Raw genomic sequence first — 14,748 nt, 5'->3', positions numbered from 1 at the left:
CTGTACCCCGCCGGGAGGGCTTCCCGGCAAGCGTGGCCCCGCGAGGAGCCACCACCGGAGGCTCCAGCGCCTGCGGGATCGCCAGGGTGGCCGTGCCGGACAGGGCGGCCGCGCCGGGTGGACCGCCGGCGCAAGCGCAGGGCCGGCCCGCGTGGCCGGCAGCGCGTGACGGACGCCCACGGCCAGCGTGACGGTCCTCTCCCGCCGGATTGCCGGCGCCCCCGGACCGCGACGCCCGCCGCGGAACCGCCGCCACGCAGCCGGCTTCCCGCCGGCCCTGCGTGGGGCTGAAGGTGCCTATCTGCCGGATCGCGGCGCGTGCCGCGACCGGGTCAACGGCCATCGCCCGGGCCGCTGTCACGGGCGAACCAGGAACCAGGACGCGGCAGGACGCCGCAAGGAGTGTGTGCGATGTGGATCCAGCGAGTGGTGATTGGCGACAACCAGCGCGCCGTGGTGCTGCGCGACGGCCGTTTCGAGCGCGTGCTCGGCCCGGGCCGCTACTGGCTGACCGGGATCGGCGGCCGGCGCGAACTGCGCGTGGGCAACCTGGACCGTGCCGAGGTGCAGATGCCCGGCATCGAGGCACTGATGCGCACGCATGGCGCCGAGCTGGCCGGCGAGATCGCCGAGGTCGACCTGGGCAAGCGCGAGCTGGGCCTGGTCTACCAGCGCGGCAAGCTGGCGCGGGTGCTGGCGCCCGGCGCACGGCAGTTCTACTGGCGTGCGGCGGACCCGGTGACCGTCGAGCGCATCGACCTCGAGCGTGAGCTGGCGATCGATGCGGTCAAGCTGGCGGAGCTGCGCGCGCCGGCGGCGCCGGATCTGGTCCGTGAGATCCAGGCCGCGGCGCTGGTGGCCGAGGTCGGTGCCGAGCAGGTCGGCCTGTTGTGGGTGGACGGTGCGCTGCGCAACCCGCTGGCGCCGGGCGTCTACGGCTGGTGGCGCTATGGCCGCAACGTGCGCGTCGAGATCGTCGACACGCGGCTCGCGGAGATCGAAGTGGCGGGCCAGGAAATCCTGACCCGTGACAAGGTCAGCCTGCGCGTCAACCTGGTCGCGGTCTACCGCATCGCCGACGCGGTGCTGGCCAAGACCCGCGTGGCCGACGTGCGTGCCTACGCCTACCGCGAGCTGCAGTTCGGCTTGCGTCAGGCGATCGGTACCCGCCCGCTCGACGCCCTGCTGCAGGACAAGGGCGCGATCGACCAGAGCGTGGCCGAGTACGCCAAGGCGAAGCTGGCCGAGGTCGGCGTCAGCCTGAACACCGTGGGTGTGAAGGACCTGATCCTGCCGGGCGAGATGAAGGCGATCCTGAACCAGGTGGTCGAGGCGGAGAAGCAGGCGCAAGCCAACCTGATCCGCCGGCGCGAGGAGACTGCGGCCACTCGCAGCCTGCTCAACACCGCGAAGATCCTGGAGGAGAGCCCGGTGCTGATGCGCCTGAAGGAGCTGGAGGCGCTGGAGAAGATCACCGACAAGGTCGGCCAGCTGACCGTGATCGGTGGCCTCGAAGGCGTGATGAAGGGACTGTTGCCGGCGGCGCGGTGACAGTCGGATGAGGATGGCCCGCCTGCGAATGGGCGCAGGCGGGCTGCGACGGAGACAGACGACGCTCGGCGTGCATGATGACGAGCCGTTTTGTCCGCAAAGGACGCAAAGGAAAGCGAAAGCAACGGTCGGTCTGAAGCGTGCAATGACCTGCCAGGCTACGGTCATCTCTTGCGTCTGTTGCGTCCTTTGGGGACAAGAGTGCTGGGGCAGAACCGGCCGACAGTCCGATGCCGCGAACGAGCGCATCACCCCGCCGCGGATTCCTGTTCCACCCAGCGGTCCAGCAGCTCCTGGTCCTGCGGCGAGATCGAAATGAACTGGCAGCCGCTCCAGTGATTGTGCTCACCGGTCGCCGGTACGCTCCACAGACACTGGATGCCGACCTCGATGCGGTGCTCGCCGTGGCCCGGCAGAGGAAAGCGGACCTGCCAGACATGCTGCTCGGGCAGCGTGCGCTGGCCCACCAGCAGCATGCCGTCCCCGGAGAGGTCGCCGATGCGGCCCAGCGGCTGGCCGGTGATGCTGTCGACCACCTGCAGCGAATCCGCCACCTGTCGGCGGGCGGACCGTCGATGGTTCATGTTGCCTCCCGCGGGGTCAGGCCGACGCCACGCAGCATCGACACGATGCCCTTCCAGGCGCGGTCGATCAGGCCCTCCTTCGCCTCCTCGACCACCTTGGCGTTGCCGCGCACGAGATCGCGCGCGAGCTCTTCCAGGCTGCGCTCCTGGGCTTTCTGGCCGCGCACATTGACGAACAGGCAGCGCCCGGTGACGGTGCTGAACCAGCACAGCTTGCGGCGCGCGGTGTCCCCTTGCTGGTTCAGGGTGAACTCGAACCAGGTGCCGAACGGCAGGTGGCGGATGCGCTCGATCATCTCCAGTTCGCGCGGCCCCACGGGCAGCGGCGGCGCCGGGCGCGCCGCCGCGTCGCCGGCCGCATCGCCGGCGGGAGATGCTTCGCGGCGGTCACCACCCAGGCGCGGACGCTGTTCGACGAGTTCGCGCACGGTGGCCACCGCGGCCTCGGCCGCAGCTTCTTCCGGGTCGTCGACCAGCCGCGCGATATCGCGCCAGGCCCGCTCGATCGCGTTGTCGTGGTAGCCGATCGATGCCAACCCTTCCTCGAACTCCTCATGCAGTTTCTGCAGCTCGAAGCGACGCTCCGCCAGCGGCCGTCCGAAGCCGAACAGGTCGATCAGGCGCTCGATGAACTCCAGCCGGTCGCGCGTGCGCGGGTGCTCGTAGCCCAGGCGCAGGAAAGACAGTGCGAGCACGTCGACCCAGGCGCTTTCCAGCAGCGTGCGGACCGCCTCCGGGGGCGTTGCCGTGGCCAGGCGCTGCTGCACGTTCTCTGCCGCGGTAGCGCGCGCCATCTGCAGCCGCTCGCGCCCCTTGGCGGCTTCGACCTGGTGCCGCTCGGCCACCTCGGCCTTGCGCCGCAGGCCGCCGACATGTTTGTCCAGGTCCTCGTTGAGGCGTGCGAACACCGTCGCGTCGCCGTCGTAGTCGTGGGCAACGCGCTCGGTCAGCCAGCCCAGCTTCTCGAGCAGCGCGCGATCCTGGCTGTCGTCGTCGATCCAGGTCTCACTGGTTTGCAGCAGGGCTTCCAGCAAGCGCCGCGCTGGATGCGCGCGCTCGGAAAAGAACGCCTTGTCGCGCAACGCCACCTTCAGCAGCGGCACCTGCATCTGGGTGAGCAGGCCATGCGTCGGGCTGGTCGGACGCTGGTCGGCGCGCAGCGCGTCGAACAGATGACCGACCAGGTCGATCGCATCGGAGTCCTCCTGGCGCAGACGCGCCGGCGCGTTGTCGCCGCGTCCGCGCAAATGCGCGAGCAGGTCGCGCTTGACGTCGGCGACGCTGCGATGGACCAGGCGCCCGTCGCGCTGGGTGGCCGGCGCCGGGCGCGCGGCCAGCTGCGAAAGCACGGCATCCAGATCGGCGGTGCTTGGCGTGTGCGCGCCCTCGATGGCGAGATCCTGGGCCGGCCGCCGTGCGGCCATCAGTCGCCGCAGCGAGTCGAAGTCGACGCGCTCCAGCACCGGGTGCGCGGGCGCGATCTCTGGCGCGGACGGCTGCTCCTCGCCCGCTGCCGTTGCCGGAGCTTCCGGCGCAGCGGCGCCGACCAGACGGCGGAAGGCCTGCATCGCCGGGCCTTCGCCGCGCAGCGCCGGGCGTGCGGGTGCTGGCGCCAGGGCGGGCGCGGCCGCGACGGAGGCAGGTTGGGCGGTGGGGTGCGCCGGCTGGGCCGGCTGCGGCACGCTGGCCGGGGCGCCGCCGCTGGCGACAGGCCCTGCCGGAGCGATCGGCTGCGCCGGCGGCACCTCCACGGCTGCAGGTGCGGCTGCGGCCCCGGGCGAGGCCTCGGGCGCAGCCGTGCGCCGTGGGGTTCCACGCCGCGGCACCAGACGCAGATGCGGCAGCACGCCTGCGTTGGCGAGTTGCCGGTTGAGCGCTTCGTAGAGACCGACGCCCTGGGCGAACAGCTGCTTGTCGATACGGCGATACAGCGCGGTCCGATGTGCGGTCGAAATGTCGAAGCAGTGGCTGGCGACATGCAGTGCGCCGCACAGCGACTGCGGCCCGAGTGCGAGCGTCTCGCTCTCGGCGGGCGCGCCACCGGCAATCACCGCCTGGCGATAGGCCAGCGCGTGCAATTCCTCGGCCGCGCGCATTTCGGCGCGGGTGCCGATCTGGGTCAGGACCAGGATCTCCTCGAAGCGCACCGGATCGACCAGGCTCAGTTCCGACCGGCGTCCGTCGTTGCTCTCACCGGGATTGAGCTGGTCGAGCGCAACGCTCTTGTCGATCAGGTGCAGCAGCGAGCGCTGCATGCCGTCGCAGCTGCGCTCGATGAACTCCGCCTGCTTCTGGCGCACCTCTCGCAATGCGTCGAAGCAATGATTCTGCGCGTTGACATTGGGTGCCCGCTCGGCGTGACCAAACAGGTCAGATTGCAGCTCATCCAGGCCACGCTGCAGGGCCGCGCCGATCAGCGGCCAGGCCGCGCGCCAGGTGCCATCGAGCAGCTCCCGCACGCGCGGCGGCGCGGTCGACTGGCCGAGTTGGGCAAAGGACAGGGTTTCCTGTTCGGGACGGGGCACAGCATTCATCGGGGCGAGGAGCTCTGACCAAGCATAAAGCCGGAACACGATGCAAATTGTGTGCCGTATTTCTCAGTTCAGCAAATCCGCCAATGGTAGGGGCGCACCCAGATGGTAACCCTGGGCGAGGTCGAAGCCGGCCACGCGTACCGCGTCGAGGGTTGCCTCATCGGCGACCTGCTCGGCCACCGTGCGCTTGCCGAGCAGGTGGGCGATGGCATTCATCGATCGCACCAGGCGCAGGCCGGTGCGATCCCCGGCGGGGCCGCGCAGCAGCGCCGCCGGCACCTTGACCACATCGAAGGGCAGGTGCTCCAGCCCGCCGCGCCACGACCAGTTGGCGTCAAAGCCCTCCAGCGCCAGCGCCAGGCCGGCCGCCGCCAGCCGACGCATCCCGGGCAGCGCTTCGTCGAGCTGCTGCCGCAACGCCAGGGCCGACACCTCGACGCACAGCCGCTCCAGCGGAACCGGCTGCTGCCGCAGGGTCTGGACGATCTCGTCTACGAACTCCGGATCGACCAGGTTGCGTACCGATATGTTGAAGGCGATGCGCGCACGGTTGCCCGGTGCCAGTCGCCGCAGCGCCGGGATCAGCTCCTGCAGGATGTGGCGGTCCATCGCCGCGATCTGTCCGTAACGCTCGACCGCGACCGCAAACTCGCCGGGCGCCACCACCCCGTCGGCGGTGCGCATGCGCAGCAGGACCTCGATGTAGTCCGCCTCGCCGGCGCTGAGCGCACAAGCGCGCTGGCCGTAGAGGACCAGTCCGCCGGTGGGCAGGGCCTCGTCGATGCGGCGGACCCAGAGCGCCGCATCGCGCATGCGCGAGAGCACCGTGGTGTCGGCCTGGTGCTGCTGCCATTGGCCGCGACCGAGGGTCTGCGCCGCGGCGCAGGCCTGTTGCGCATCGCCAAGCAGGCGCTCGACCGACGCGGTCGCGACGTCGGCCCCCGCGAGGCCCATGTTCAGCGCCACGGGCAGCGGCCCATCGTCCAGTTCGAAGGGCAGTGCAAGCGCCTTCTCGAAACAAGCATGCGCGCGTCGCTCCGCCTGCGCCGGCGGCAGGCCCTGGAGCACCAGCACGAAGGCATCCGCAGCCGCCCGCGCAGCATAGCCACAGCCCTCGGCATGCTGGAGCAGCAGCGCCGAGAAGTCGCCGAGCAGTTCCGCCTCGACGCCGCTGCCGGGGGCCGGAAGGCCATCGACCTGGATCCACGCGAGCAGCAATGGCGTGCGCTGCGGCGCCACCAGCCAGGCAAGCAGGCGGCGCTGCAGCTCGCGGCGATCGACCAGCCCGGTGACTGGATCGAGGGTGGCCTGAGCGGCGAGGGCGGCGTGGCGCTCGGCGAGCACCCGCATCCAGGCGCGTGCGCAGGCATCGCTGTCCGCATCTGGCACGGCGCGCAAGCTGCCCTCGACCAGCGCCGCGCCAAAGGCAATCGCGTCCAGCTCGTCGATCTTCTGTCCGAGGCGATTGACGAACACGCAACGGCTGCCATCCGCCGCCCGCCAGGCCAGTTTCACCACGCGCGGCTCCTCCGCGGCAGCTTGCTGCAGCAACCAGTCGCCCACCCGCACCGCAGCTGCAAGTTCCGCGGCGCGCGGGTCCGACGCCGTCGCCGCGGCCTCTTGCGGGCCGCGCGCCATGGTGTCGTCGAATGCCACCCATGGCACCGGTGCGCCAGTCAGCGCGCTGTCGATGCGGGTCAGGCAACGCGCCAGGATCGGCTCGTCGGGCGGACCGGCGCAGGCCTCGCGCAGCCAACCGAGATGGCGCTCGGGGTCGCTGGCCGGGTGCCCGGCGGCGGCTTGGCGCAGCGCGTCGTGGAGCAGCTTCACGCGTCCGATCGCCACCCGCCACTCCGGGCCCTCCGGTCCGGCGCGCAGCAGGATCGGCAGCAAGGTCGTGGCCAGGCGCCGTTCGAGCACCAGCGCCAGTACCTGGGGCAACTGCTGCCCGGCAAACAGCCGCGCGAACGCCTGCTGCACCTGGTCACGCGCATCCGCCATCCGCTGCTGCCCGGCGCAAGCGTCCAGCACGCGCTTCTCGGCGGCCAGGCTGGCGGCACGCGCACGCTGCAGCAGGGGATCGATCCGTTCGCAGGCGGCGTCCAGCTCGGGCGCGCTCCAGGCGGCCGCGTGGGCCAGGGATTCGATCTCGGCATCGAGCGCGCTGCGGATGCGCTGGGTCGCCGGGTCGCCGCGGCTGGCACACAACTCGCTGGCGAATTCGACCAGCGCGAGCAAGCGCCGGAACGGCACCACGCAGGCATCGAAGGCCTCGCCCTGCAGCTCCATCGCCAGCAGCGGCTTGAGCAGCAGGCGGCAGCGCTCGCGAAAGCCGGCCGGCACCAGTGGATCGTCCTCGATGGCGCCATGCAGGCGCACGCAGAGGTCGATCGCCTCGTGCTGGCGCCATTCCAGCGCGGCGCGCCGATTGCCCGACAGCTGGCGCGCGCGCTGCTCCAGGCGCGTGCGGAAATCGGCGGCGCCGCCCGGGGCCGCGAGGACCTCGCCGGCTGCGCGCAACAGCATGCTGTCGGCAATCGCGCCGCCGCCGGCGAGCAGTTTCGGATCCACGCCGGCGACCGGGGTCGCGCCGAGGCCGCGCAAGGCCGCCCACGCCTGGGTCGGGTCGATCTGGCTGGGCACACACGGCGCGACCGCCACGACCGCGCCGGCGGCGGGCGCCGCTGCCTCGGCCGGCGAGCGGTCGTCGCGAATCCCGGCGCGCTGCATCGATTGCGCCAGGCGGTCGTAGCAACGCGACAACTCGAAGCCGCCAGCGCTGCCCGCCAGTTGCAACATGCGGTCCTGCAACGCGGGGTCCAGCTCCGCAGCGTTCAGCGACTGCGCCAGCGCATCGATCACCGCCACCACCGAGAGCGCGTCCGCCGCCGGCCCGGGGCGACCGTCCAGCAGCGAGCGCAACCACTGGCGCAACGGTTTCCAGGTCGGCTCGCAGCGGCGCTCGAGCGCGCGCGCAGCGACTCGCCCGGCGAGCCAGGCGCGCATCTCGCCATCGTTGGCCAGTGGCTGCGCTGGCGTCTCGCGGCCGGTCGCCGGCTGGCGCCATGGAAGCGTCAGCCGGCGGCGAAAGTCCTGCTCGACCGCCTCGCGGCATGCGCGCAGCTGCCGCGCAGATTCGGCGGCGCCGGCGGCGGAACTCAGCGCCGGTGCGTCGGCGCGTTCGAGTGCGTCCGCGGTGGCATCCACCAGCGCGCGGCAGGCGGTCACGAAATCGCTGCGGATCGCATCGACCACCAGCACCACCGCGCGCTCGGCCGGATCCGGGCCGGCGCCGTCGGCCAGGGTCTTGCGCGGGACCAACGCCAGCACCTGTTCGATCAGCGCAGGCGGCTGCCCGGCCTCGAACTGCACGCGCACGCCCACCCGGTCGCAGTGACGCACGCGCGCCGGCACCTGCAGCTGCATGCGTCCGGCGGGGTCGCTCCAGACCAGCCAGACCGCCTCGTTGTCGGCGTAATGGCTGGCCGAGCCCGGCAGCCGGCGCAGATAGACGCCGAGCGAACTGCCGCTGTCCAGCTCGAAGCCCACATCGGCGCCGTAGCGACCGTGCACCGTCAGCCTGGGCGCGGGCCCGGTCGGCGCCGGGTTTGCCACCTCCGTCATGCAACCGGCTCCACCGCAGGCGCCGCGCGCAAACGCCGCAGACGCATCCAGCCAGTCCCCGCAGTCAACGCCCTCCACGCCAGTTTCAGCCAGCCGACCAGCGCCCACGCCAGCCACAGCGCGAATGCCAGCATCAGCGCCTTGTACGCCCACAGCGGCAGGCTGAGGGCATGCGCCTGTGGCAGCGCGCCGCTGGTGCGGTCGGCGAGCCAGGCGAAGTCGCCATAGCCGTAGCCAGCGCCGCCGGCGATGTGCATCTCGGGCGACCCGAGCAAGCCGGCCGGAATCGCCAGCACCAGGGCAACGAAGCTGGCCAGGGTCAGCGCGGCGAGCGCCAGCTGGATCAGGTCGAAGCGCCATTTGCCGAGCCTGCCCGGCAGGTAGCGCTGGCGCGCATCCAGCGCGAGGAAACCGAGCGCGACGAGGATCAGCGGCCCATAGCTCAGGGTGGAGAAACCGAGCACCAGCAGCATCCAGGCGCGTGGCGGCAGCAGGGCACGGCCGCTGCGCCCCAGGCCCCAGCCGATCGCCAGCAAGACCAGCAGGCCGGACCAGTAAAGCACCGCCGGCCCGACCACCGGGCCCCACAGGCGCAGCACCCGCGGTCCTGCGGCAGCGCCAGCGAGGGTGACGTTGGCGGCATCCAGCCCGAGGGCGAGCGCCGGCGTCGCCACGTGCAGGCCCACCCCGGCATCGTCGCGCCAGCTGAGCTGCACCTGCTGGGTACCCGGCTTGACCGGCAGGGTCAGCACGCCCTGCTCCGGCTTCAGGTTCAGCGCGCGCCCGTCGATCGCCAGCGACAGCAACTCGGCGTCGGCCGGCAGCTTGAGCGCCTGGCTGCCGCCCTGGGTGGCGCGCAGGGCCAGTTCCAGCGTATGCGTGCGGCTGCGCGCACCGATTTCGCTGGCGAGCTGCACGCTGTCGGCGACCACCGTGGCACCCGGCACCGCGGCTGGCCGGCCGATGCTCAGGGTCAGGGTCTCGCCTGGCAGCGGGCGGAACTCATGGACCCAGACATCGTCCTCGTCGATGCCGTCCTGCGGCTCGCTGAGCGGCACGCCGGCGGTCTTCAGCGACAGGCTGGGACCGACGATCACGCGCCAGACCTCGGCGCGGTCGGCCAGGTCGGGTGCGGTGAGGGTCAGCGTCTCGCCGCGCGTCAGCCGCGAATGGATCCAGGCCGCGCCGTGCCCGGTTGCAGGGTGATCTCGGCCACGCCGTTCTCCACCCGCAGCGCGGGATCCTGCGGCTGCTCGCCCGCCAGCAACGGCACGCGCACGCTGAAGCCGCCGTCGGCCGGGGCGATCCGCGCGACTCGGTGACCACCCAGTCCAGGTCCAGCGACAGGGTGCGGGTCACGCGCACGAAAGGCTTGACCGGCACCCGCGCCGGCGCGTCGGCATCCGCCGCCGCGCTCGGCGCTTCGCGCACCAGTTCCAGGCGCTCGGCGAGCAGGCGGCCGTCGCGCAGCCCGGCGGTGGTCCAGCCCGGGGCCGAGACCGTCAGGCGTGTCGGGCGCATGCGGAAGTCCAGCGCGACGCGGTCGCCGCGCACCCGCGCCTCCAGCGACAGGCGGTGCACGCCGCGCTCGCTGGCCACCCACGGCGGGGCTGTCGCCATTGCCGCGGAGCGCGGCTGCGGCGCCGTCGATGCGCACCTGCACCTCGGCGAGGCTGCTGTCGTCCAGCGGCATTGGCAGCAACACGCGTTCGGCGGCGTGCACTTCCAGCGCCAGACTCAGGCGCTCACCGTCGATGCGCAATTCGGCCACCCCCAGGCCAGCGCACGCGGCGCGCAGGGCGGATCCTCGGTCAGGTGCGCGCGCAGGCTGCCAGCAGCGCCGGGATCCGGCGTGTCGGCGGCGCCGGCCGGACCCGTGCAGGCCAGCAGCACCAGCAGCGCGAGCGCCCCGGCCGGCCGCGCGGGGCCGCGGCGCACCTGCTGCACCAGCAGCCAGGCGATCAGCGCCAGCGCGGCCACCAGCAGCAGGCGCCAGAGCGCCGTCGCCAGCGGCGGCGAGAGCCACAGGTCGAGCTGCTGCTCGCGGTCCACCGGGCCGTCGAAGCCCAGCTCCACCTGGGTCCAGCGCCAGCTCGGGCGGCCGACGCCCGCCTGCACGATGGCGTCCTTGGCGTAGCGCTCCATCAGGTCGGCGCGCTTGATCCGGCTGCCGGTGACCTCCACCATTTCCATCGACTGGACCTGGTTGCGCGCCATGTCGGCCTTGCTCGGTGGCGGTGGCGGGGGTGGCGGTGCCATCGGCGCGGGCGGCGGGGGCGAACGTCCCCGGGGGCGGCGCGGGCGCCTGGATCGCGATGCCCTCGGGTGCATCGGTGATGACCTTGTCCATCTCCTGCGCCATGTAGGCGTTGCCGAGATCGGCTTCCAGGACGTTGCCCCAGCTGCTGGGCAATGCGCCCTCCGCCAGTTGCGGGTGCAGCGCGAAGCGCGCCTGGGCGATCGCAAACGGCAACGCGGCCCAGGCAAAGGCGAGCGCCGCGACCAGGCTGGCCAGCGCCAGCGCGCGCCGCAGCCGGCCGGCGCCGAGCGAGCGCCAGCCGAGCACCAGCAGCAGCAGCGCGATCAGGCTGTAGCGCGGGGCGTCGGACTCGTGCACGCCGAGCACCGCCAGCAGCGCCACCGCGCCAGCCAGCGGCAGTCCGCCGAGGCGCCAGCCGATCACCACCGCAAAGGCGGCGATGAATACCTCGAAGATGTCCCAGCGTTCGATCCACGCCTGCGCCGCGCGATCGACGCCGCCGGCGTACAGCAAGCGATAGCCGGGTGGCAGGTGCAGCGTGGCCGACAGCGAATCCAGGCGCTCGTCCCAGCCGTGCGCCGGCAGCGTCGAGGTCCACGGCAGGCGCGCGGTGGCTTCCACAGCGAGTGCCGGGTAGCGCACCTCGATTCCGCGCCCGCCGTCCGCGCCGCTGGTCACCAGCAGCGGCTCGCCGCGCTCGCTGGCCGACAACAGCGTGTATGGCGGGTCCAGGTCCAGGCGGAAACCCTGGCGCATGCGCCCGCTGATGCGGTCCTGCACGGTGTAGCCGCTGCCATCGAAGTCCAGCCACAGCTCGCGGCGCAGGTTCAGGCGGTTGGCATCGTCGCCGAGGCCGCGGCTGCGCTCGGCCAAGGTCAGCGCGCCGCCGGAGGCCATCGCGAACGCCGGGTACTCGCGCCATTCGCCGGGTACATCGGCCTGCGCCGGATCGATCGGCGCCTCGCCAGCGACATCCACCACCCGCAGCGGGTGATCGGCGGCGAAGCTCCAGATTTCCTGTTGCGGCCAGTCGCTCGCCGGGAATTCGAAGGACAGCCGGTCCGCCCGGGTCGTGGCGCGGGCGTGCAACTGCAGCTCGAAGCTGCCCGCCGTCACCTGTAGCCGCAGCATGCGGCCGGGCTCGATCACCGCCGGCAGGTCGCCCTCCACGTGGGTCAGTTCATAACCGTCCGGCCAGGCCGGACCGAGGCGGATCTCGCGCGCCTTGCCCGCCACGTCCAGCGCGAGCCGGGTCTCCAGCAGCTGCGGCAGCTGGTCCTGCCACAGCCGGTGCACCGTCAGCTCCAGCGCATCGCTCTCGGTGGTGGTCTCGGCGCGCTGCAGCCAGAGCTCGCTGCCATCGCGGTTGAGCGGGAACACCGGCTTGCCGTCCACGCTCAGGCTGAGCACCCGCAGCGATTCCGGCACCACCAGGGACTCCGGCTGCGCCGCCAGGTCCAGCGCATAGCGCAGCTTGCGTTCGCCCGGTTGCAGCCACACCTGCGGCTGGCCATCGCGCTGCTCGATCACCGCCTCCCGGCCGTCCACGTCCAGCCCCTCGGGCACGGCCTCCTGCGCGTGCACCAGCGGCACGTGGCCCTCGGCGTAGACCCGGTAGTCCACCGCGATCTCGGCGCGACCCGCCGGCGATGCGGATGCTCACCGGCCCGGCCAGCGCGCAGGCATGCGCGCCGCGCTCGCCCGGCGAGGCGGTCGCGAAGAACGGACACTCGCGCCACTCCTCGCCGTGCAGCACCCAGGCCTCCCAGCCCTTCAGCGCTTCCGGCACCACCGGCGCGGCGGCGCGGGCGACGGTGCCGGCCAGCAGCAGGAACAGCAGCGACAGCAGGCGCGCGAACATCGGCAGACTCCCCGGCGAGGTCCATCGACTATAGGACGATTCGCCGTCGCTGCCGGTGGCGGGAGCTGAACTGCCGCTGGGCTGAGCGACGCCCTGGACCAGGCGCGGTCATGCATGGCAGGCCGGAGAAAGGACGGCGCCGCCGTAGCGACGCCGTCCAGAAGACGGGGCGCCCATCCCGTGGGCGCCGCTGTCTGGCCGGTCAGGTGCCGATGATCCCGCCGTCCTCCTTGCGGATCACCACGGTGGCCGAGCGCGGGCGGGTGCCGAAGGGCCAGGACGAGATCGCGGTGGGGTTGGCCGGGTCGTTGCGCTCGCTCGCCGGCTCGCCCGGATGCTGCACGTTGACGAACAGGGTGCGCAGGTCCGGGGTGCTGATGACGCCGGTGATCTCGCAGCCGCGCGGGCCGGTCAGGAAGCGCTTGAACTCGCCATCCACCGGATCCCAGGCCAGCATCTGGTTGTTGCCGATGTTGCGGTAGTCGCCGCGCTCGGCCGCCGGGCGCGAGACGATCGAGGTCGAGATGTCGGTCTGCACCCACAGGATGCCGCGATCGTCGAACCACAGGCCATCCGGGCTGCCGAAGGCGTCTCCGGAGAGATTGCCCTGGCGCGCCGGGTTCTCCAGCGTGGGATCGCCGCACTGCGCGAACAGCTCCCAGCGGAAGCGCCGCGCACCGGCATCCTGGCGGTCCTCCACCCAGCGGATGATGTGGCCGAACACATTCTGCGCGCGCGGATTCGCGGCGTCGGTCGCCGGCTGGCCGCTGCTACCGCGGCGGTCGTTGTTGGTCAGGGTGCAGTAGACGTCGCGGGTCAGCGGGTTGACCGCGATCCACTCCGGGCGGTCCATCCGCGTGGCGCCGACGCGATCGGCCGCCTGGCGCGTCTTGACCAGCACCTCGCCCTGGTCGGCGAAGCCGTTCTCGGGGGTCAGGCCGTTCTCGCCCCAGACCAGCGGCAGCCACTCGCCGACCTGGTTGTCGTTGAAGCGCGCCACGTAGAGCACACCGTCGTCGAGCAGGTTCTGCTCGCTGCCGCGGACGCCGGGCTGATAGGGTCGGCGCGACACATACTTGTAGATGTACTCGAAGCGCTCGTCGTCGCCCATGTAGACCACCACGCGGTTGTCGGCGGCCAGCGTGACCCAGGCGCCCTCGTGTTTGAGGCGCCCGAGCGCGGTGCGCTTCACCGGCACCGACCGCGGGTCGAAGGGGTCGATCTCGACCACCCAGCCGAAGCGGTTGGGCTCGTTCGGGTGGCGTGCGGCGTCGAAGCGCTCGTCGTGTTCGTGCCAGCGGTAGCCGGCGCCAGGGCCGACGCCGTAGCGGCGCTGCTCGGCGCTGACGCTGCCGGCGTTGACGAAGTAGCCGTTGAAGTTTTCCTCGCAGGCCAGGTAGGTGCCCCAGGGCGTGTAGCCGTGGGCGCAGTTGTTGAACGTGCCGAGGATGCGCGCGCCGTCCGGATCTGCCGCCGTGCGCAGCAAGCGGTGGCCGGCCGCTGGGCCGGATACCGCCATCGGCGTGTAGGCAGTGATGCGGCGGGCATAGCGCGAGGCCCGCAGCACGCGCCAGGCGCTGCCGTCGAACGACACCTCGATCACCGACACGCCGTGCGCCGCCTGCGACTTGCGCACCTTCTCCGCGGTCCAGGTGCGCATGCCGTCCGGATGCAGCAGGCCATCGTCGGTGTACTCGTGGTTGGACACCAGCAGGCCGCGGCGCGAGGAGGGCGTGGTCCCGCCCGAAAGGCTGAAGCGCGGCTCGTCAAAGGGGAAGAAGTGCATGCCGTCGTTGTGCATGCCCCATTGCAGCGCCTGCTCGTCGGCGGTGTTGCCGGCGTCGTAGCGGAATTCCGGTGCTGCCGTGGTGATCGGATCACCCCAGGCGATCAGCACCTCGGCGCGGTAGCCGCGCGGCACGACCAGGGCGTCGGCTTCGCTGACAGGCACCGGTTCGAAGCCAACGCGAGGCGTCCGGGTGTAGGCCGGCGAGATGGTCTGCGCCAGCGAACGCGACGACAGCAGCGGGACGCCCGCGAGGGCGACGCCTGCAGCCAGGCTGCCGCGCAGGAACTCGCGACGGCGGGCGCGGGCCAGCACCTCGTCGAAGCTCGGGTTGTCGCCAGGATTGGAGATGCCGTCGTCGTGGAATGTGGACATGGTCGGACCCTCGTCGGAAATCGGAACGCCAGCGCGGCGCAGCGGGAAGCCGCACGCTAGTTCCATTGCGTGACAGTCCTGTGCGATCGCCATTGCGCGCTGGTGACGCCCTCATGAAGTCGCCGCAGGAAGCCCGCGAAGCCGCAACGCCGTCGCCATCTGGCGGTCACCGG

Annotated in this window: 8 protein-coding genes; 2 read left to right on the top strand and 6 right to left on the bottom strand. The window is 72.0% G+C overall.

Annotated elements, in window-relative coordinates; genetic code table 11:
* Positions 1-411 precede the first annotated feature (411 nt).
* Positions 412-1,551, top strand: coding sequence for a slipin family protein (locus tag IPK27_00835; GenBank protein MBK8066207.1), 1,140 nt, complete (start codon positions 412-414; stop codon positions 1,549-1,551).
* Positions 1,552-1,799: 248 nt separating this feature from the next.
* On the opposite strand, the gene IPK27_00830 is transcribed toward IPK27_00835, so the two are convergent.
* The 5 genes from IPK27_00830 to IPK27_00810 form a co-directional block, all read right to left on the bottom strand.
* Positions 1,800-2,135 (bottom strand): PilZ domain-containing protein, encoded by a 336-nt coding sequence (locus tag IPK27_00830; GenBank protein ID MBK8066206.1) that lies wholly within the window; start codon positions 2,133-2,135, stop codon positions 1,800-1,802.
* A complete protein-coding gene (locus IPK27_00825) occupies positions 2,132-4,669 on the bottom strand; it encodes a DUF1631 domain-containing protein (GenBank protein ID MBK8066205.1) in 2,538 nt (845 codons plus the stop codon). Before IPK27_00825 ends, IPK27_00830 begins: the two co-directional genes overlap by 4 nt.
* Positions 4,670-4,732: 63 nt before the next feature.
* Entirely contained in the window at positions 4,733-8,293 is a 3,561-nt protein-coding gene (locus tag IPK27_00820) for a DUF1631 family protein (protein ID MBK8066204.1), read from the bottom strand.
* Complete coding sequence (locus IPK27_00815; protein MBK8066203.1) at positions 8,290-9,390, bottom strand: hypothetical protein; 1,101 nt, start codon at positions 9,388-9,390, stop codon at positions 8,290-8,292. Before IPK27_00815 ends, IPK27_00820 begins: the two co-directional genes overlap by 4 nt.
* A 62-nt stretch (positions 9,391-9,452) precedes the next feature.
* Entirely contained in the window at positions 9,453-12,176 is a 2,724-nt protein-coding gene (locus IPK27_00810) for a hypothetical protein (protein ID MBK8066202.1), read from the bottom strand.
* Between the two features lie 32 nt (positions 12,177-12,208).
* On the opposite strand from IPK27_00810, the gene IPK27_00805 reads away from it, so the two are divergent.
* Positions 12,209-12,448: a hypothetical protein gene (locus IPK27_00805; GenBank protein ID MBK8066201.1), complete on the top strand. Its 240-nt coding sequence runs from the start codon at positions 12,209-12,211 to the stop codon at positions 12,446-12,448.
* A 168-nt stretch (positions 12,449-12,616) separates the two neighbouring features.
* On the opposite strand, the gene IPK27_00800 is transcribed toward IPK27_00805, so the two are convergent.
* Entirely contained in the window at positions 12,617-14,575 is a 1,959-nt protein-coding gene (locus tag IPK27_00800; GenBank protein ID MBK8066200.1) for a PhoX family phosphatase, read from the bottom strand.
* Between the last annotated feature and the right edge of the window lie 173 nt (positions 14,576-14,748).

Source organism: Rhodanobacteraceae bacterium (genome assembly GCA_016713135.1).
In the GTDB taxonomy this organism is placed as follows: Bacteria; Pseudomonadota; Gammaproteobacteria; order Xanthomonadales; family SZUA-5; genus JADKFD01.
This window is presented reverse-complemented; position numbering and strand designations above follow the sequence as displayed.